This window comes from Maridesulfovibrio ferrireducens (assembly GCF_016342405.1).
GTDB lineage: Bacteria > Desulfobacterota > Desulfovibrionia > Desulfovibrionales > Desulfovibrionaceae > Maridesulfovibrio > Maridesulfovibrio ferrireducens_A.
This window is the reverse complement of sequence record NZ_JAEINN010000002.1, coordinates 78,789-96,572: the sequence shown is the minus strand read 5'-3', so window position 1 is coordinate 96,572 and position 17,784 is coordinate 78,789. Positions and strand designations below refer to the sequence as shown.

General features: G+C 44.9%; 21 protein-coding genes. All 21 read right to left on the bottom strand.

Annotation, left to right across the window (positions count from 1 at the left end; all coding sequences use genetic code 11):
- Positions 1–2: 2 nt before the first annotated feature.
- The 21 genes from JEY82_RS02250 to JEY82_RS02150 all read right to left on the bottom strand — a co-directional run bounded on the left by JEY82_RS02250 (position 3) and on the right by JEY82_RS02150 (position 17,677).
- Entirely contained in the window at positions 3–4,157 is a 4,155-nt protein-coding gene (locus JEY82_RS02250; RefSeq protein ID WP_304082179.1) for a phage tail tape measure protein, read from the bottom strand.
- Positions 4,157–4,342 (bottom strand): hypothetical protein, encoded by a 186-nt coding sequence (locus tag JEY82_RS19670; protein WP_369681144.1) that lies wholly within the window; start codon positions 4,340–4,342, stop codon positions 4,157–4,159. Before JEY82_RS19670 ends, JEY82_RS02250 begins: the two co-directional genes overlap by 1 nt.
- 104 nt (positions 4,343–4,446) lie before the next feature.
- Positions 4,447–4,803, bottom strand: coding sequence for a hypothetical protein (locus tag JEY82_RS02240; RefSeq protein WP_304082177.1), 357 nt, complete (start codon positions 4,801–4,803; stop codon positions 4,447–4,449).
- A 57-nt stretch (positions 4,804–4,860) separates the two neighbouring features.
- Positions 4,861–6,291 carry a phage tail tube protein gene (locus tag JEY82_RS02235; protein WP_304082175.1) on the bottom strand — a complete coding sequence of 477 codons (1,431 nt, stop codon included), beginning with the start codon at positions 6,289–6,291 and terminating at the stop codon, positions 4,861–4,863.
- A gap of 15 nt (positions 6,292–6,306) precedes the next feature.
- On the bottom strand, positions 6,307–6,741 hold the full coding sequence (locus JEY82_RS02230; protein ID WP_304082174.1) for a hypothetical protein: 435 nt from the start codon (positions 6,739–6,741) through the stop codon (positions 6,307–6,309).
- A complete protein-coding gene (locus tag JEY82_RS02225) occupies positions 6,738–7,532 on the bottom strand; it encodes a hypothetical protein (RefSeq protein WP_304082172.1) in 795 nt (264 codons plus the stop codon). The genes JEY82_RS02230 and JEY82_RS02225 overlap by 4 nt, the downstream gene beginning before the upstream one ends.
- On the bottom strand, positions 7,532–7,870 hold the full coding sequence (locus JEY82_RS02220; RefSeq protein ID WP_304082170.1) for a hypothetical protein: 339 nt from the start codon (positions 7,868–7,870) through the stop codon (positions 7,532–7,534). Before JEY82_RS02220 ends, JEY82_RS02225 begins: the two co-directional genes overlap by 1 nt.
- A gap of 1 nt (position 7,871) precedes the next feature.
- On the bottom strand, positions 7,872–8,054 hold the full coding sequence (locus JEY82_RS02215) for a hypothetical protein (protein WP_304082168.1): 183 nt from the start codon (positions 8,052–8,054) through the stop codon (positions 7,872–7,874).
- Between the two features lie 13 nt (positions 8,055–8,067).
- Complete coding sequence (locus JEY82_RS02210; RefSeq protein ID WP_304082167.1) at positions 8,068–8,529, bottom strand: hypothetical protein; 462 nt, start codon at positions 8,527–8,529, stop codon at positions 8,068–8,070.
- Complete coding sequence (locus tag JEY82_RS02205) at positions 8,526–8,903, bottom strand: N-acetylmuramoyl-L-alanine amidase (RefSeq protein ID WP_304082166.1); 378 nt, start codon at positions 8,901–8,903, stop codon at positions 8,526–8,528. Before JEY82_RS02205 ends, JEY82_RS02210 begins: the two co-directional genes overlap by 4 nt.
- The gene (locus tag JEY82_RS02200; protein ID WP_304082165.1) at positions 8,809–9,423 is read right to left on the bottom strand and encodes a phage holin family protein; all 615 of its coding nucleotides are present in this window, start codon (positions 9,421–9,423) and stop codon (positions 8,809–8,811) included. Before JEY82_RS02200 ends, JEY82_RS02205 begins: the two co-directional genes overlap by 95 nt.
- Positions 9,424–9,500: 77 nt before the next feature.
- Entirely contained in the window at positions 9,501–9,857 is a 357-nt protein-coding gene (locus tag JEY82_RS02195) for a DUF2190 family protein (RefSeq protein WP_304082163.1), read from the bottom strand.
- A 34-nt stretch (positions 9,858–9,891) separates the two neighbouring features.
- On the bottom strand, positions 9,892–12,051 hold the full coding sequence (locus JEY82_RS02190; RefSeq protein WP_304082162.1) for a hypothetical protein: 2,160 nt from the start codon (positions 12,049–12,051) through the stop codon (positions 9,892–9,894).
- Complete coding sequence (locus JEY82_RS02185) at positions 12,029–13,528, bottom strand: phage portal protein (RefSeq protein WP_304082160.1); 1,500 nt, start codon at positions 13,526–13,528, stop codon at positions 12,029–12,031. The genes JEY82_RS02190 and JEY82_RS02185 overlap by 23 nt, the downstream gene beginning before the upstream one ends.
- Complete coding sequence (locus tag JEY82_RS02180) at positions 13,525–13,731, bottom strand: hypothetical protein (RefSeq protein WP_304082159.1); 207 nt, start codon at positions 13,729–13,731, stop codon at positions 13,525–13,527. Before JEY82_RS02180 ends, JEY82_RS02185 begins: the two co-directional genes overlap by 4 nt.
- Positions 13,732–14,041: 310 nt before the next feature.
- Positions 14,042–15,163: a Bro-N domain-containing protein gene (locus JEY82_RS02175; protein WP_304082157.1), complete on the bottom strand. Its 1,122-nt coding sequence runs from the start codon at positions 15,161–15,163 to the stop codon at positions 14,042–14,044.
- A complete protein-coding gene (locus tag JEY82_RS02170; RefSeq protein WP_304082155.1) occupies positions 15,156–15,365 on the bottom strand; it encodes a hypothetical protein in 210 nt (69 codons plus the stop codon). The genes JEY82_RS02175 and JEY82_RS02170 overlap by 8 nt, the downstream gene beginning before the upstream one ends.
- Entirely contained in the window at positions 15,362–15,589 is a 228-nt protein-coding gene (locus tag JEY82_RS02165) for a hypothetical protein (protein WP_304082154.1), read from the bottom strand. Before JEY82_RS02165 ends, JEY82_RS02170 begins: the two co-directional genes overlap by 4 nt.
- A gap of 274 nt (positions 15,590–15,863) precedes the next feature.
- On the bottom strand, positions 15,864–16,163 hold the full coding sequence (locus JEY82_RS02160; RefSeq protein ID WP_304082152.1) for a hypothetical protein: 300 nt from the start codon (positions 16,161–16,163) through the stop codon (positions 15,864–15,866).
- 147 nt (positions 16,164–16,310) lie between these two features.
- Complete coding sequence (locus JEY82_RS02155) at positions 16,311–17,120, bottom strand: hypothetical protein (RefSeq protein ID WP_304082150.1); 810 nt, start codon at positions 17,118–17,120, stop codon at positions 16,311–16,313.
- A 5-nt stretch (positions 17,121–17,125) separates the two neighbouring features.
- On the bottom strand, positions 17,126–17,677 hold the full coding sequence (locus tag JEY82_RS02150; RefSeq protein WP_304082148.1) for a hypothetical protein: 552 nt from the start codon (positions 17,675–17,677) through the stop codon (positions 17,126–17,128).
- Between the last annotated feature and the right edge of the window lie 107 nt (positions 17,678–17,784).

Here is a 17,784-nt window from a genome sequence, read left to right as displayed (position 1 = left end):
AATTAGCCCCCTATCAAAGTGTCATTGCGTACAAACTGAACACCGTTTTCTGATAGTTCGCGGAGGGCAGGCACAATAGCAGTTGCTATTTGATGACCGTCAATATGCAGATTGAGAACAAGCGTAGATTCGCCGCCACCGGATGCGGCAACGGGAGAGGTACCGGACTTTTGAGCGTTAACTATAGACTGCAACGCGTTAATCATCTGGCTTGTATCTTCGTGTGAAAGGACAAAGCCGTCAGTTTTAGGAAAAAAGGCTTCACCTGGTAGTCCGGCTTCCTGCCAGACATATTCGCCGCCAGCATCTACACGGCCACCAAAACGGCGACCTATGCCAGAAGAACCACTTGCCCCGCCTGCATTTCCTGACCCAGTGCCTCCGCTCGACCTGTCAGATCGATCAGAGCCGCCAGAGCCTAAGGAATCGGCGTAATCCTGCATAGCATTACCAAAATCAACCGCAGAGCCTAAACCATAATCACCAACCCCCGTATAACCGCCAAATCCGCCAAGCCCACCAAGACCGCCTCTATCACCGCTCAGCCCATCACCAAACTGATAGCCCTGAGCGATTCTTCCAGCAGCAATAGCATCAGCATAAGCCCTGCCGAGTGCGGAATCGGGATTTTCAACGGAATTTACGTCAACACGCGTGCCTAATGGGGTGTAATAATAATCTTCATATGTCAGCCCACGACCAAGAGCTTTGGCCGCCATTTCACGACTTTCATATGAAGCAAATCCCATATCACGCGCAATAGCCTCAGCCGCATTAACTTTATCGATACCGCCCTTTTCCCATGCGGCATCCCGATATGCAGTTCCAAAGTTATGATAACTAGTAAAAGCTAACTCAGGTGCACCGGCTGCATTCGCGGCCTTAAGTTCTTCAATCTTAGCGTTAATTTTTTCTAAAACGATTTGTTCTGGATAAGTAACAGGGTTAATACTCGCTAGCATCGCCTTGTGTTCAGGTGATTGCAGATCAAACTTTTCTTGATAATATCCTGCCAAGGAAGGAACCGAAGCATATTGTTTACCGAAAGATTGAAAAGCTAAACGACCTGTTATTTCACCAAATTTATCCTCAACTGAATCACGCAGAGTTTCTTCTCTTCTCAGTCCCAAAAGATCAGTTATGCCGGAAACTGCAAGAGAAAAAACAGGAGACATAGCACCCGAAACAACAGAGCCAACAGGTCCGCCCAAAACTGCACCAACAACAGCCCCGATAGCATTCCCGACTGTAGAAGATGAAAAATCTATTCCAGCGATGCTGTAAGCATCGTCATTCATACCAAGAGCCTGATTACCGAAACTGCTGAACATGTTCCCTGCAAAGCTAGGAAAGAAGCTACTAGCCAGACCGCCTAAAGCGGAACTCCATTTAAGGTTATCGATCGCGCTTTGAGTTACAGGCAGCCCCGCATCTTGTAGAGCCTTCCCTTGCTGTCCTACTGTCTGCCAATTTGAATAACCGTTAAATAAACCCGTACCAGTTGCCATTAAAGCAGAATTAAGCATGTGCTTTCCGTAAACATCACGCTGACTATTGTTTATCGTATCGAAAATTGAGCTTGAACCGACAGAAACACGGTCAACAACAGAATCGAAAAAAGCACCCTTGCTCATGCCGTCAGAACCGACAGATTGACGAATCACTTCTGCCTGTCTCGCAGGGATAACCATTTCACCCTCTTGCAAAATGGAAGCAACTTCATCAGCACCGAGCCGCATATTCCCAGTATGCCAGACGTTCGACAGGAACGAACCAGCCATGTCAAACAAGCCGCCGCCCATGGACATCAGCATGTCCAGACCTTTATTAACGGCGAGGTCAGCAAGGTGATTCGAAATAGATCGGGCAAGACCGCCCCAGAATGTCGACCAGTAATCGGAAAAGCTTTTCATCTGGCCCATCATGGCATCAAAACCCAAATCTCCGAGAGCCGCTTTCGAGGATGTAGAAAAGCTGTTCGCAATATCAATTCCGCGTTCAGCCCAGTTCTTTTCTGCGTCTAATACGTCTTGAAATCCGGCTTTCATCCCTTCAAAAAAATTATTACGGGCAAGCAGCTCTTCACGCGCGGTTTTCTTAGCGTCTGCTATCCGTTTTTTGTTCTCAGCTTTAACGTCTGCAGTATGTTCTTTTTCCAGTTTTTCAAGGCTGATCAGCTCCCAGTTGGCGAGCTGTATTTTATCAACTCCGGCTTTTTCCCACGCCTTGACCTGAGCCTTGATAGCGGTTTTTTCAAATTCGTAGCTGTTTCCCGTGAGTTCTGCATAGTCCTGGTTAAAATCTTTTGTTATCCGCAGCTTTTCTTTTTCAGACGCTTCAAACTGCTTAAGTTCAGATTGAACATCCCGGCCGGATCGTTTGGCCCAAGCATCAGAAATTTTCTTTGAATTGGCTATGCGGCGTTTTGCAAGATCGTCTTCATCCTGCCACAAGGCTTTTTTGTCTTCTTTGGCTTTGCCACCGCCGGAACCAGCACCGACAGGAATTGTATTTGACTCTGAAACAAAAGGCTTAGGCTTTATATCACCGGGAGTAATTCCAGCAGCCCTCGCAAGTGCGGCGGCATCACCGCTGGAGTCAATTTTTTTAGCAGCTTTGCTATATTCCTCTACAATCTGTTTTTTAATCTCTGCAATTTCGCCATTAAAAGAATCTTTTTCATCCTGATAAACATAACCAGCCTGTTTACTTTCCAGAGCTTTCAATTCTGCGTTCAAAGAATCCAACGGATTTCTATTTTTAAGAAAATCGGACAATTCCCCTGAATTCATAGTTGCAAAATCACTGAAACTTAATTCGCCGTTTGCATATGCCTCATATCCCTGACCCATGTTCGAAAAAGTTCCCGCCAAATGTGTAGCGGCGGTAAGCATAACCAAACCTTTCTTACCAAAAAGAAAGGCCCCCAAAAGTCCAGCGCCCTGCATCCATTCCGGCAAGGCATCATATCCGCTTTTGAGAATTGAAAATTCAGTAGCGATTGTGTCCGATGCGGAAGCAACAGCTTCGCCGGTTGATTTAGCCCAATCCTGAATTTCATCCCCATGCCCAGCAACCCAGTCAGAAACAGAATCAAGACCTTCAGTAAATTCAGGGGCAAATGCGCCCCCGAAAGTCATAAGAACATTATTGGAGACATTCCCGAATTTCTTCTGAACAGCGTCCCGAGTCTTGCCCCACTTTTTAAAAGCTTTTTCAGTGGAACCAGCCGCCTTGCCCATGTCGCGGATATTATCCGCAAAGGTTTTGCCGCCATTCGCAAGCAGCGCGGAAACACCCATGAAAGCCTCAGCACTTCCGAAAAGGGAAGTCATGCTGACGCCGGATTTATCGGCGTACTCTTTGAGCATCCGCAGAGATTCGACCAGCCCTTTATCTTCAATCAGCGCATTACCGGACTTGTAGCCCAAAGCTTCAAAAGCCTCAGCCATATCCGTTGTCGGCTTGACCATGCCGATAAGCAGGGCCTTGTATTTTGTGGCCGCTTCTGCCGTTGAACCGGAGGTCTGAGTCAGCAGGGCCATTGCTCCGCCGAGTGCGGAAGTGGAAACCGAAGCCTCATGCGAGAGATTGGCAAGGTCGCCGATTACCGGAACCAGTTCTTGAAAGCTGGTTTGACCTTGCCGTTCCATAGCAAAGAGCAGGTCACTTGCTTCGGTTGCGTTGCCGAGTTCGTCACCGAAACCAGCCATAACTTTTGTCAGGGCTTTGATTGTTTCAGATTGCGAAACATGCGCGGCCTGTGAAGCGCGGGAAGCGACGGTCAGCAGGTCCAGAGACTTTTTAGGATCAGTTACCCCAGCGGATATAACTTGATAATACCCGCGCATCAGTTCCGTTGATGAACCGAGCGCGGGATTAATTGATTCGATCTCTCCGCGAATTTCGCCGAGATCGCGATTCGTGACCTTGGACATATCGGTCAAAGCTGTTTCAAACTGTCCGAACTGTCCCATAGCCTCAGAAACAGAAAGCCCTACGGCAGAAATTCCACCGAGAGCGGCAAGACCGCCCATCACACCGGAAAGATGCGACACGCGGCGGCTCAACCCTTCGGCCTCCATTCCGGCACGCTGGAATACTTTCGAGGCTTCATCTTTGGCGGAAACTATAATTCGAGTATGATTATCTGCCACTATTCTGCATCCTTATCCGTAGATGACCGCTCAGTCATAGCCGATTCAACAGCTTTGATTTTTAACATTTCCCGCCAACCGAGTTCGATTTCCATCCGATCCGCCACTGCAAAAATAGCCGGAAGATCAAACCCGTAAACACCACCGAACCCCACACGCACTTGATTCGAACAAAGCCGGAGCAAATCAAAAATATCCTGATTTTCGTCCAGCAGTTCAGGGGTTGCCCAGTCGCAATCCTTGCAAGGTGGGCAACCCTTATTTTGGGAACTACAGCTTTTACAATACGTTATTCGGTCGAGGTCTGAGCCGGACTTCCAGACCTCGACAAGTTTTTTATTACTGCCTCGGGGACGTTGTTGGTGTAATCTTCGGTAACAGTCATAAGCATCAGCAAATCGCGCTGATCCATGTCATCATTGGCGGCAAGGTCGGGATAAAGTCCCAAGATAAGTTCTGCACGTTTTTCAGCTCCGTTCAATTCAAACAGATCTTCAGCCGCTTTTTCTGCAACTGCTTCATCTTTTGAGTCTACTTTTCTCATGAGCTTCATAGTCAGCTTTTTAAGCTGATTGAGTTCTTTTGCTTTTTTACGGGACAGGGATTTCAAAACAACTTTAAGGCCGCTTGGCAAAGTAAAATTCATTATATTTCTCGTTAGTTATTGGTTTATAAATTTCAAAACTAAAATTAAAGCTTAAGCTTATGTGTAGCTGGATACACCGTTGATGAGTTCGGCATAAAAGCAAGTTCCGTATTCGTTATGATCTTCAAAACCGCTGAGCTGGAGTTCAACCACAATACCCTGCGGGCCGGACAGTTTCGGAGTAGAGCCGGATTCAGAAATCAAGCACTGCGGGAAATTCAAAGTCAGCTGGTTAGCACCCGTTACAAATCCCATGGAATAATCCATTTCAACTTCACCAGCCGCCTTTTTCAGCAATGCTGTACTTTTGTAATGGGCTGTCAGAGAGCCGGAGACTCCAGGGGCTCCTTCGGGCATGGACTTGCGGACGCCTTTAGAGCCTTTTACATAACCTGCGGAAGTATCGAGATTTGTACTGATTTGAACAGAGGAGCTGGTAACCGAAGTTAGATATTCACCGTTCAGAATCAAATCACTGTCAGCGTTTTTAAAATCAAAATCGGGGAATTCTTCGGTGGTTTTAGCAGCTGAAATGGCGAGTAATCTTTTATTTGCACCGGCTACATCAATCGAAAAATTAAATTGACTGTCACCGGAACTTGAACAAGAAAAAGACGAAACCTTGCAACCTTCGAAAAGGGTAAAAGCTTCATTATCTGTTGCTCCATCAAGCGGAACTTCGCATTCAAGGGCAAAACTGGGCTGTTCATCCAAAAGCTTAAACAAATGGGTGAAGTATTTAGGGGAAACCGTTTCAGTCCCGTCAAAAACTTCCGCTGCGTAAGCTTTTTCAACAACAATTTCATTCACACTTGATGCAAAATTAACCACATATTGCGCATCATACCCTGTTGAACCCGTGACAGTTATTACAGATCCGGCGAGATAACCATGCCCGGAGCAAGCAAGCCCGACCAAACCGTCACCTTTGTCCACTGCAGCAACTGCATCAAGTTTACGATGCGCCCCGCGCCTTACGGTTTCGGTTCCTGCAAAGTCTTCTGCGTTGTAAAAAGCTTCGATAACCAGATCATCCGCGCCTGATTTTGGATCAACCAGATAGATACCATCATAATTGGTTGATCCGCTGATTGTAATCTGAGTAAAAGGACGGAAGCCGTGACCAGCACACAAGATTTTAACGTAACCGGCTCCGAGATCTTCCGCAGAACCTGAAATATTCAAAACGTCATTAATCGCGGTAGTCACAGGATTACCGCAAAGAGCTTTCAACAAAATACCAGTAGCGTGAACGTTGGCATCTGGAGCCAAGGGGCCGGATACGTCCATATTTCCGGCAAAGGATCTGCCGGGTGATCTTTTACCCGTCAAAGTAGTTTTCTGGTTCTGACTGCGGCCACCGTCCAACCCTTCGGAGCTGATCGGCAGCAAGTGCGCTTTCGGATCAGCGGGCAAAACTCCATACTCGGATTCAAACATCATCCGCACTTTCCCTTTGTAACCTCTTGCCTGTGTTGCAGTTGCCATGACTCAATACTCCTTTTAAATTATGTTATCCCGTCCAAGAGAACGGCTTTTGCTGATTCCGATTGATGAAAAAACCATCCGCAACGGTGCGGAGTCACTTAACACAAATTCACATTCTACCTGGTCAATATCCAGACCGGCTTTAACAAGCACATCCAGCACCAAAGTAAAGAATTCATCGAGCAAAACGGTTCCTGCTTCGGGATCGCCAACAACGCCGACATAAAGCCCAATTACGGATTCTGTTTCAGTTGCCCCTAAACCTCCGCTACCCGATTCAGGATCAAGAACAATCCAAGGGGCATCAGCTTCACCGATAGGACTCTGCTCGTTTGCAGGGAATTCAACAGTTACGGGATTAAGCCCGTTATCAGTGCAAAAAACAGCTATACGCGGTGAGTTTTTCAAAAGCGTGGACATTTCAAGCAAGATTTGAATAGTTTTACTCATTTTTGTTCCCTTAAATATTCAGCTATACGATTTTCCACCATACGCCCTATTTTCGGACGAAGAACTTTAAAAGCCGGGGCTATGACTGGACGTTTCGGAGATTCAATATAATGTGTGCTTGAAGGCAAGGCGCGGCCCGTTGCCGCAAAAAACTTACGCATACGAGGAGTGACAAATTGCCGTCCTTCAACCCAATGGTCGCATTTACCGCGACGTTGTCCTAAAGCTAATGCCTTTCCTGCATTACTTGCCGAATAACCAAGCCAGCCAATTTGAACCTGCATTTTTTCAGGCTGATGATAATATCCGACAGCCCGTCCAAGCTTTTTATAAGGCTTGGTTGTTGCCTTTCCAGATTTACGCCAACCTTTAAAAATTCGTCCTTTACGCATTTTACGTTTCTGATTTTCAGGAAGTTCAGCTTTAGACTCTTTATTTCTACCGATGCGCCAAGTTTTCATCCTCTGAAATCTTGCAGCTTTTTGAAGTCTCTCAATGGGCTGGCCGCCAACGTTTTCCTTTTTAATTCCTTCCTTAATAAACTTCTGAATCTTCCACCCGATATGTCGCAAAGAACGATTGAATTCTTTAGGAAATTGCTTAGACAAACGCTTAAGATAGACCTCGCTTCCGTTATCGATGGAAACAAAAGTGGACTTACCTGCTGAAAAAAAATCATACCGCTTTCCAGCTGTTAACTTACCTGTTTTGTCTCCATTCTCGTCTAAAATATCTTTTCTTTGAATTCTGACTTCGCCGTCAGCGAGTAATGTATGCAGTCTATTTGCCATTAGCTTCTCTTTTGCTCGGTATTTGCGAAGACTTCATAGATTTCAGCCTTACCTTTCACACATGTCGGCTCGAACTGTCGCACAATATAAACAACATCATTAACCTTGATGGTGTCCTTTGAATCCGGCTCAGACGGCAAGTGATACGCGCTAAACATAAAACTGGCCCAGCGGGAGATATTCCGTGTAAAACGTGGGTCAATCCCTTTTGGAACAAAGCCCAGACCGAAATCATCAAACAGGGCATAAAAGGGCAAAGGGTCGATTCCTTCTTTCATGTAAAGGATTTCAACGCCTGATTTTTCAGCGGCTTTGTCGAGAGATTCAGCAGCACCCATTCTATTTACCTGCCTGTGCTTCGTAGCAATCAATGGTTGCGGACTGTTCTCTTGAGTAGCTGTCGAGGCTGTTAACGTTCCCGGTAAGCCGCTCAATATTATCCGGCGAACCTACATGCTCAGCCGGATTAAGCGTCCTGTATTCATAAACTTTCGGGCGCGGACACTTTTTAAGAGTCTGCACGACCTCGATAATTTCAACGGGCGAAACTTGAGTTCGAGGGCTGCATGAAAATGTCATTAAGCAAGCCAATAGTGCTATTGCTGGTCTGAGCATCGACGACTCCAGTAGTTTCAGAAGGTTTTACAGAAACAGCTTTTCGAGCAATTTCCTGAGCGCGGGAAAGGCGCCTGATATATTTGCGGTGGTTCTCGCGGCCCTGTTCAACCTGAACCTGCAAACCGCTGACAACACTATTCAAGCGGTCTTTGTCAGCAGTTGCGAGATTCGTTTTTGTTTTCTCGTTCGCAAGCTTTGATTCAAGTTTGGTTTTGTCTGATTCAAGTTCTGCAACCGTTACTTTAAGATCTGAGATTTCACCGCGCAAAACACTGACATAAATAACAGTGCCGAGAACCAGACAGGCAACAGCAATAACGGCTATAAGCTTGCCTTTTCCGCCTCCTAAAAAGCTTAGGATTAAGGGGATAGGGATCATCGCATCATTTCCCAGAGCTGCGCTCTGAATTCGTCCATATCCAGATTCGGACAGGTTTTTCCGTCATCAAGTTCGTAATGGCCGTAGACCGCTTCAGGATCGAGTCCGTAATGCTTAAGAAGTTCTTTTGTTTTCTGGAGGACATTACGCATTTGCGACTCTGTAAATTCGTCTATACCGATCATACAAAGTCCGACAGAATGCTGGTTGTAGCCCTTGCAATGTGCTCCTATCTCATCAAGCGACCGACCGGACTCCAGATAACCGTCAAGGGCCTGATCATAATCTCCGTGGCTTGTGCGGCGGCCGTTCAGGAACACCCCGTGATACCCGATCCCCTTCCAGCCCCTCTCCTTGTGCCACTGGTCGATCACTGCCGCGTCCCCCCAAGTTGAATCCGAGCAGTGAATTACCACCATGTTGACTTGACGTTCCATATCCTGACGTTCCATAACGGCTCCTATTTTGAATCGGATCAAATTCGTCCCTAAAGGACTTGATCCGGTCTGTAAGCTGGCGAGGAATGACACCTAATTCCATTTCAGCAAGATGAACTGCCACGCTTAAAAATTCATTTGATGCCAGATACATAACTAAGAATTCGCGGATATATGCGAAAACCGCGGGCAACGATTCACCCATTGTGACATCAAGCATATTCGCCATGATGATTGCCACAGAATAAGCGATAAACTTACCGACCCCGTGCCTAAATTTTTCGCTGCAATATGTCCCCTTTTGCAATGCTCTAAAAAAACCAAGTGCAAAATCTGAAAGATAAAGAATAGATAAAGCCAGCAGAGCGGCATCAAAACCACCGAAAAGCCATGAAGCGGCGGAACAACATCCCGCGAGGCAGGCTTTCATTGTGATATGATCGAAAAGCTGGTTCATCAGTTCGCCTTTTAGTTTGCCCGGACCGACCTGAGCAGAAGCCGGTCCGGGCGGATGCAGGGGATTAATTAGAAGTATTAAGCGTTGATTTTTACGTTTACAGTTTCCGCATCAGCTACGGCGGCGTTCATAACAACACCCGTGTAGACATTATTTAACGCGGTGGCGGTCAGTGCACCGGAACCGACAACGCCATTTTTCGGATCGCCGTCAACGTCCCAGTAAACTTTTGCGCCCTGCGTGAGAGCTTCAGCGGCCTTCGGAAGTGCGTAAACTTCCGAGATAGAAAGAACACCGCTTTCACCGTCAGCGATATCGCCAAGAGCTACCGCAAAAATAGAACCGACAACGACGGCCTGACCGGATAATACGTCCGAGCCTGTGCCGTTGGTCCAATCAAGAACTTTACCTTTGCAAATATGATTTTGTGCCATTTTGTATTTCTCCTAACTTTCAAAAAACTCAGGGTTAAACGCCAAGGTTGCGACGGAATCCAACATGATCCATTACGCCAGCCCCGAAACAAATCCGCGCTTTATAGGAAATCGCATCAGTTGAAAATTTCTCATCTTCAAAGATTTCCGGCTCCTGACGTCCGTCAAGAAATCCGAGATCAATAGTTTCAACCTGAGAGGGATTCCCGACCAGATACCAAGCTGTCGGTGATTTTGCGTCAAGGCGAGGTTCAGCAATAGGGATAAGCTTTCCAGCATGAGGGTTATGAACTCCGGCGGACATATTAGCATCGGGCAATGAGGTTGAACGAAGCAGAATTTCAGCACTTGTTTCAAGCTCAGTCGGCACAACAAGGAAAGCCGGTTCAATATCCAGCATTTCTTTATTAAGTCCCACTTGCTTTGACATAGCAGCACGAGCTTTCCCGAGAGAAACGCTGTCCAATTTAGAGGCTGGAGTCGAAATGTTGTTATGGTCTGCATGAAAAAGCGTTTTTCCATCAGCCATCACAGGATTAGACAGGAACAAATTCCATACAAAATTATTGAGTGTACGCGCAGAAGCTGCTCCGAGAATTTTCGGTATTTTTGCAAAAGCACGCATATCGTCGTTAACGATCATTTCGTAAGTCAGAGAAATAATTCCACCGAACTTACCGGGCCGAAAGCTTTCCTGATTATCTTTAAGGGAAAGTTCCTTGTATTCTCCATTCTCCTTAACTTCCTTAAAATCGGAAGCACCGGAAAGAGCTACACCGTAGACTTCACGGAAATCACTGAGTTCAACCACGTTGACAATTGGACGGAAACGCTGAGGAACATCACGATACGCTTTAAGTAATCGCTTATGTGTTGAGTCCATGAAAATAGACTTGAAATCGGAGGTTGAAGAACTTCCAGCCGAAAGCCGAAGAATTTCTGTCGCAATTTGTGATTTTGAAAAACCTGAAACATTTACACCTGCACGGCTTAAACAACGCCCTCCAATGTCAGACATTGACATGTGACGAAACTCTTCAAATCCCGGAGCAGGCTTTTCGTCCTTGCCGGATTCATACCCCATGCGCATTGCAAGCCCAGCAGAAACAGCGCCACGGAACTTATCAGTTTCATCCGCACCAGTATCAATTCTACCATGCGCAAGCGGCGGATTCTTAAGAGCAGCTTTTTCAAGCAACTGAGTATTCAAAGTTGGCAAATCAAGCCCTGCTTTAATCCCATCAGTAAAATCAGCCAGCGAAAAACCTAGAGTAATTGCGTTCTGAGAAAGAGTTAAAGTATCAGTTGCGGAAAGAGTCGCAACAACTGGAGCATCAGACACTACGGCTGGAGGCTGAACAGGCTGGACAGGCTGACTTGCGCCAAGGTTTGCGGCTGGTTTTTCGGGTTCAGCGGTAAAATCTGGAATTGTAATAACTCCGGCGGCTTCAATTTTTGCCAAAAAGGCTTTTGCCTCAACATCATTTGCGTTTGCATTAAGGCCGAGAGTCATCAGCCATGCTTTTTTCTTTGCGTTCATTAGAATCTCCGTTTGTGGTTCATGGTCTGCACTCATTGCTACAGCCGCGGTTTCATCGTCTGCCCCGAACGGACAAAACGACACTTCAAAAACTTTTGCCTCAAGCCAAACATCAATCGGTCCGACAACCGTCTGTCCATTAACTTTGTGAGTTTCGCCCTCTTTGATGCTCAAAATTTTAGTTGCCCGAACGCCTATGGAACACTGCCAAGGGAATCCCTCATCAGCCAACCCGCAAACATAAGGCCCCCACTCTGTAACCTGCGAAAAAGTTCCTTCCGCCACAAAACCACTGGAGCTAGATTCAGCAGTGTCGATGGTTCCGGCAATTTCGCGCGAAGAATGGATGTGAAGCGCTGGCATTTTTTCCTTTTCAGGAGTCAGCCCAACAAGATCAATTACAAACTTACCCATCCAACCAAAATCGATCACGCTTCCGGCATATCCGAGCATTGAGAAGCGACGTAGGTCCGTTTCGCTTTCTCCCTCTTTTTTAAGAAATTCAACTTCACCTGACAGATGAACCGAATTTTCATCTACAAACGAGGAAAGACGCGCAGAGTTCCAAGATTCAGCGCAATCGGACATAGAGCCTTGTGCTCTGCATCGCTTCAAAAAATCCTGTTTAGATTCACCCTTTTTTGGTTTCAGCATTTTTATCCTCCAATAAACCCCGGTTTATGAGGTCATTATTTTCGCGTTCAAGTTGGTCCGTCACTTCGTCATAATCTTTGCCCTGCTTCGCGCAGAGTTCACGGCGAGAAGTTATTCCAAGTTCATTAACTTCGATTACCGAAGCTTTTGAATCTTTAACCGGATCAACCCAAGTCCAGCCCGGTGTCTGCCAAGTGACAGGAATATTCAGCGGGGTATCGTTTTTCAAAAATCCGGCAAGGTGGGCAACAAAAGAAAATTTTTCAGAGACTGGAGTATTAAACCTTGTATTTTCATACTCTTGACTAACCTGATATCCGCGCCGCTCTTCAAGAGTGGCGGATCGTGAGCTGGAATATGACGCGTCAGTGTAATCATTTGAAAAACTTTCATAAGACACACCCGCCCCGACAGACGCACCTTTAAGAGAAGTTTTAGAAAAACTCTCATGTGCATTACCGTCACGCTTATATTGTTGAGCGTTAACTTCGGTGTTTGGTGGGATTTCTAAAATCTGACCGGGGCCGCTTAAATATTTAGGCAGCTCCTGCCCGTTTGCTGCGACAGAGCCGGGGAAAGCATTCTCTGTCGGATTTGAAGGGCCGGAACGCTGAATGAAATAAGCGAATGAAGCCATTAAGCGGGCGGCAATACGTTCTGAATCCTGATAGTCTTCAAAATCGTGCATTGCCATGACGATAGTTGTGAGCCAAGGCATCCCGCGAGACTGGGAAGCTCGTTCTTTTTCAAAAATATGAAGAATGTCGGAGGCCGGAACACGCTTAGTTGCTCCGCGATAGACAAGCCCGTCACCGGGATGGACGGGCAAAATATGATAAGCGACAGGTCGACCGGATCGGCTGTATTCAATTCCCCTGCGGGCGTAATTTCCGCCGGAAAGTTCACCATCAACCATTGTGTCCAGTTGGTCGGTTTCAATCAGTTCCACGCCGAGGGGAACAACGCCCATTTCGAGCAAATCAAGATCTATGAAAAAATGAACCAAAATCTCGCCGTCCATCCACATGTGACGGAGAACAAGATTTTGCATTTCAGGGAATAAAACTATTTTTGCCCAGTCTTTAAACAGCTTTTCGATGCTGTTATTTTTGTCATGGTCTAGGGTTCCGTCAGTCTTTTTTATGCCAGCCTGCGGGAATATCCCCTTGAAAACTACGTTATTGCAGACTTTCCTAAGTGCTCCGGAAACATATTGCGAATTACGGACAAGATCGCGGGAACGAGCAACGACAAGAGTACGATCCTTGCGAATCATTGAATCAGCACTTCCGCGGCGTGGATTCCATTTTCCGTTTGCACCCCTGCGGCTTCCAGCTTTATACGAAAGAAAAGCATTCCGCCCGACAGAATATTGCAAAGCGGCTCCAGGAGAAACAAGACCCAAAGTTCCGCCGACTAATGAGGTGATGCCGTTATAAATCCGTTCGCCCAGAGTGAGTTTATTGGACTCGTTCATGAGCGATCCTCAAACACAACTCTTGAGACACGGAAGCTGGAACCGAGTTTGTTCTCTAAATCTGCAATACCCCTTCGGATATCAGCCAATGCAGCTTCTTGATATTTCATACCCTTAAGCTCGGTGTTACGATCACCTGCAAGGATAGATTCCTCAGCGGCGTAGTAATTTTCAAGTCGGGCTTTATCTCGTTCAAGGGACATAAAAAATCTCCAATGTGTTATTTGCCCTTTAGGGTACACATTGGAGATTTTTAAACAACAACTTTTTACTCAAAAATAGTACGTTTACCCAATTTATGAGTAAAAAGTTTAATAAAAGCAACTTAATATTTTTTGAAAATGGACTTATGTACTATTTTTGAAAGTTTTTACTTGACTTTAATTACTAGAGAAATTCTAAACACTTGTTAATATTAGCGTAAAATTCATACGCAATTTCATAAAGGGGTAAATACGGTGTTTTTAATAGGGAAACTTTTTACTCAATTTATTTTAGGGGTTTTCGAGAAGATTAAGAGGCGGTTTTATACCTCTCCCATTGCCTATTTATTTCGCCGAACGGAATTGAAAAAAGAGCAGCATCGACCACCTTCCATTCTACAAAATACCACCCTCTCGCACCTTTTTGATAACGAAAGTTTAACTTTGTTTTCATCCAGCGGCCCCACAAGATAATTGAAATCGGCTCACAATCCTGATCATACATACATTGGCAATAATGATTATAAAGGGCCGTTGCCCATACGACTTGCCGCTGGCTTAACTGAGGCTTGCGGCTGGAAGGTTTCAAAAATCTATTTGCCCATTCTGCAAGCAGCAAAACATCCAATTCGCCCGTAGATTCTAAATTTTCTTTGATTATAACATTGTAAGTGACAAAGTTTTTAGGTGAAACACGATGTATCCCCTTTCGAGATTTAAAGTCCTGACCAAACGAGGATTGAGACAGAATACAGTGTTCTGGAATTTTCTTTTCCACGCAAAACACCCGAAAAGCTTGATACACTTCACTAGCTTTAGTTTTTTCAAAAGGAGTCAGATTGCGAGTATGGTCTGAAACTGTCAAAGCTGATTCTATAAACTCACCCACTATATCAGCTGATTCAGTCAGTTGCACGTCTGGCTGAGAAGGACGGGCCAGCAAGAAACAATACTCCGAAAATAAACGGCGGATATCATCTTCATCGCCGCTATTCATGCGCGCCACCTGCACGGCTGATTGCAGAGCAACAGATCGCTGTGTTTTGCTTAGGTGGGGCAAGTTTGCAGTGTCAAAGGGAAGCACCGGAGCCGGGGAGGGTTCCGGCATGGAGTAACAGCCGTTTTTACGGAGAGCGGGAAGAACTTCGGAAGTTACCCACTTGCGGAATTTTTTGGCTTCGGGTTTGCGAGATCGGAAGATTAGGGAGTATAGGCCGGATTCGGAAACACACGACATTTCTTGCTCGCCACCCAGGGTGTATGCTTTATATACACCCTTTTCATCATCATCTAACGTTTCAAGGTTTTGCCGGATATTTTGAATATCTAAAATAGCCGCAACATCTTTAGCAACAAACCAAGGACCGCCGTCCTGATCTTGATGCACGCGCACAACTCTATCACCGAAATCAAAGGGGATTATATTACTCATGACATTTCCCCTTAAGAGCCTCGATAAAATCTTCATTCTTTTTTTCAATGGCTTTACACATAAAATCCATCAAGTATCGGAGTTCGCCCTGTTCGTCCCAATCTAAAAAATCAGTAAACGCTCTAAAGGGCATAATGTTATTATCAAGGGCGGCTTCCAGCTCTTTTATAAAATCTGGATTAAGGATGGTAACTTCATTCATGACTTTAGCCCCACTACGCGAACGCGCGCGGAGCCATTGCCGGAAACGAGCAAAACCCGTTTATCGCCGTAAACTCTGCTCATTTCTGCGCAAAGCTCACTGACAATATCGGGTGAGATAGTTCCAGTTGATTTAATTCTTGATCCGAGTTCGGAAAGGGAAATGGAAAAGCCGCTGAATCCGGCAGACTGGGACGTTGGGAAGGAAAGAATTTTCGCGCTCATCATGAGCCTCCGTGTGCTTTTTACTAGTGGGCTTTTTAAAAATAAAAAGCCGGGAGCTAGTAACCGTCACACGAACGGCGAGAGATATTCCCCCGAAGGGTATTCTATTACTCTGCACTCCCGGCAAAAAATGGCGAAAAATAAAGAACGGATTGCCTCAAAGGGCACAAAAAAACCGCCAACTATCGGGAGCGGAAAGCCGCGTGTGAATCAAAGTGTTACTAGCACTTGAATTCACTATTGCCCGATAGTGACGGTTTTTGTCAAGGGTTGTTTATTTATTTTTGGAATTCAGCAAGACAGAATACCCCTCAATAACCATAATTTCTAACCCTTCTGAATCAATTGTTTCCACAGTAGTTTTTCCACAAACGAGATCTTCAGCATCGAAAGTCTTACTAAGAGTACGCCCGAAAACAGGTTCCTTCTGTGCGTCAAAACTCTCAATAATATTACCTTCAATATCAGTATTAAAACAAATAAATTTAGAAGCTTCATAACCTCTCGTTATCATGTATGGGGTGCATACGGTTGCTATGCCATCATCACATGCTAAAGTTGAAGATTTAATCATGACTCCAGCACCAGACAAAGCATGTAAATAGTTTTTGCCATGGTACTTTGCCGTGCTACTTTTAGCTCTTAAATAATAAGGCATCGCCGAACAGCCACTTAACATAAGTAAAAACAAAACAAGAAATAATTTTCGCATAAATTTAACCTATTTGTTATCTATCCCTGCCCTCAATCTTTTACATTCTGCCCCTATCCACTTTGAAACAGGCGGATTCATATGGGTATATTGTTCATCTGAAAAACCACCACCTTTTGAATGCCCTGCTTTCAAATAAAAACTAATTTCTTTCCCATTAAATAAAACTGTATGCCATACAGCATTTTTTCTGAGACTTATTTTAGCCTTTATTTCTTCACCTTCAATCTGTCCAATAATAACCCAATCTAGTGGCTTACCATCTCGTTCTGCTGAAACATGCCTAATTGCATCTTCAGCAAGATCGTCAGGAACGCCAAGCTGGTGGCGAATCATCATGTTTCTTACTTCAGGACAGGTGTCATTAGTCCATGTATCGCTGGCCCGTTCCCATCCATAACGCTTTCCATTAAAACATACGCTATGCCAATGCCCAGCTTCATAATCTTTAAAAAAAGCTACTTCACCTTTTCCCACGTCAAACCGTTCTATTTCCGCAGAAGGAGGAAATCCTCTAAACTTTTCATAAAACCAATCTAAGCCTCCTTTGAAAAGAGATAAGGATTCCGGTAATTGATCTTGCCCAATATAATAGCTGATCAAATGCTTGCAAAGCCTGCGCGGATCATCTTTAGGCACATTTGATCTACGCTTGTGCCAATCAGGGCAACTGCAAGACTGCTCTTTAGGACTGACATAATAAACTCTACCAGAGGACCGAGATTCAACTTTTACAGCATCGGCCGGAACTTTTTCGAATTTATATTTAGATAAAAAATATAACGCCACACCGCCGAGAATAACAATCCACCATCCCATATTAATTACCTCCGAGGCTCAATTTTGACTGTAATAACTCTCTCGCCTTCCTCCTGAAACTTTTTTAAAAAATCTTTCTGCTCTGGGGAAAATTCGTCTTCAGGCCTATCCCACCATGTACACAAGAAATCAGTTTTTTCTACAGCTTGAACAAAATCAGTCACAAGGGTTACTGAAGAATCAAGAAAATGCCGAGTAGCCTGATTAAGAGTACAACTAGGTTTATGAAAATAAGTGTAACAACTCCCGATCTTATTAAAATCTAAACACTTTTTAGAGATAACATTTATACTTTCATCGTGGTCAGGCATATGAAGCCCATTCATAACAATGACAAAAACAGCATGCTTAGAATCTTTAATAAAAACATCAGCTTCAAGCCTTTCAAATCCCGAATAGAGAAAACCTTGCCCCTGAAAAGAAAATTTTTCATCTATATTCAACTTAAAATCGGTTAATTCTTCCTTGTATGTAAATTCATTGCTCACTCGTTTCAAGGGAGGTCCACACCCACTAACCACCCCCAACAAAACCAAGACAAAAATTAATTTTCGCATAGCCCCACCTTTTAATATAAAAATAAGGTAAAGACTTACTGAATTATTCTTATTCTATCAACCAGCAAAAAATTCTATTGAACAACAAAAAGCCCCCTCCGGATAAT